Raw genomic sequence first — 1,086 nt, 5'->3', positions numbered from 1 at the left:
GCATCTATCTGCCGGGACGCGTCGGCATTGTCGGCCGCTCCGGCACGCTGGGCTATGAAGCCGCATCGCAGATGAAGGCGCTGGGCATAGGTGTGTCGACCAGCGTCGGCATCGGCGGCGATCCCATCAACGGCTCGTCCTTCAAGGACATTCTGCAGCTCTTCGAGCGCGACGACGACACCGACGCCGTGGTGATGATCGGCGAGATCGGCGGCCCGCAGGAAGCCGAAGCCGCGATCTGGGCGCGCGACAACATGCGCAAACCCCTGATCGCCTACATCGCCGGGCTCTCCGCCCCGAAAGGCCGCCGCATGGGCCATGCCGGCGCGATCATCTCGGCGTTCGGCGAATCGGCCCAGGAAAAGGTCGAGATCCTCAAGGAAGCCGGCGTCGTCATCGTGCCGACCCCCGCCTCCTTCGGCGAAGTGGTGGCGGACACGCTGGCGCGGACGAAGAAGGCGGCGTGATCCAGCCCGAGCTTTTGAACCGGCTAGGAATACCAGGCGGTGGCGCGGTCTTCATGACCCGCCGCCGCTTTTCGTTTGGCAAACGAGCACCGCAGGCAGCAACGACAACAGTCGCAGGGTAGCGCTAATTCCAAGGCCTTTGGAGAAGGTTTGGTGCGGTCGAGAAGACTCGAACTTCCACGGGTTGCCCCACAGCGACCTCAACGCTGCGCGTCTACCAATTCCGCCACGACCGCACGTGGTAGGAGCCGGAACCGTCCGGCCCGGGGCCTGTAGCAAATCGTTTCCGGCGAAACAAGTGCGCTGAGCGGAATATTCGTCGCTCATTTGCACAACCCTCTACGGCCCGGCTTCACACCGGTGAAACTGGACGTTTTGGCCGATTGCCGCCATATGAGAGGAACATCGAGAAAGTTCCATGACAGAACGCAGCCAGATCGCCACGTCGTTCCTGCCCCTGCCCGGTTCGGCGCCGGTGGAATGGGTGATCGAACCAGGCCTGACCTCCTATCCAAACGCGCTGGCCTTCATGGAGGCGCGCGCCGAGGCGATCCGCAGCGGCGCTGCCGGAGAAATGGTCTGGCTGGTCGAGCATCCGCCGCTCTACACCGCCGGAACC

Annotated in this window: 1 tRNA gene and 2 pseudogenes; 2 read left to right on the top strand and 1 reads right to left on the bottom strand. The window is 64.1% G+C overall.

Annotation, left to right across the window (positions count from 1 at the left end):
- A pseudogene (locus EOA28_RS36650) lies at positions 1 to 467 on the top strand (succinate--CoA ligase subunit alpha); the annotation flags it as partial.
- Positions 468 to 618: 151 nt separating this feature from the next.
- Here EOA28_RS36650 and EOA28_RS36645 read toward each other — a convergent pair.
- Positions 619 to 703 (bottom strand) — tRNA-Leu (locus EOA28_RS36645).
- Positions 704 to 885: 182 nt separating this feature from the next.
- On the opposite strand from EOA28_RS36645, the pseudogene EOA28_RS36640 reads away from it, so the two are divergent.
- Positions 886 to 1,086 (top strand): annotated as a pseudogene (locus EOA28_RS36640) (lipoyl(octanoyl) transferase LipB); the annotation flags it as partial.

The organism is Mesorhizobium sp. M2A.F.Ca.ET.067.02.1.1 (assembly GCF_004023285.1).
Classification (GTDB): Bacteria; Pseudomonadota; Alphaproteobacteria; order Rhizobiales; family Rhizobiaceae; genus Mesorhizobium.
The sequence above is the reverse complement of the archived record's forward strand: the minus strand, read 5'-3'. Positions and strand labels throughout refer to the sequence as shown.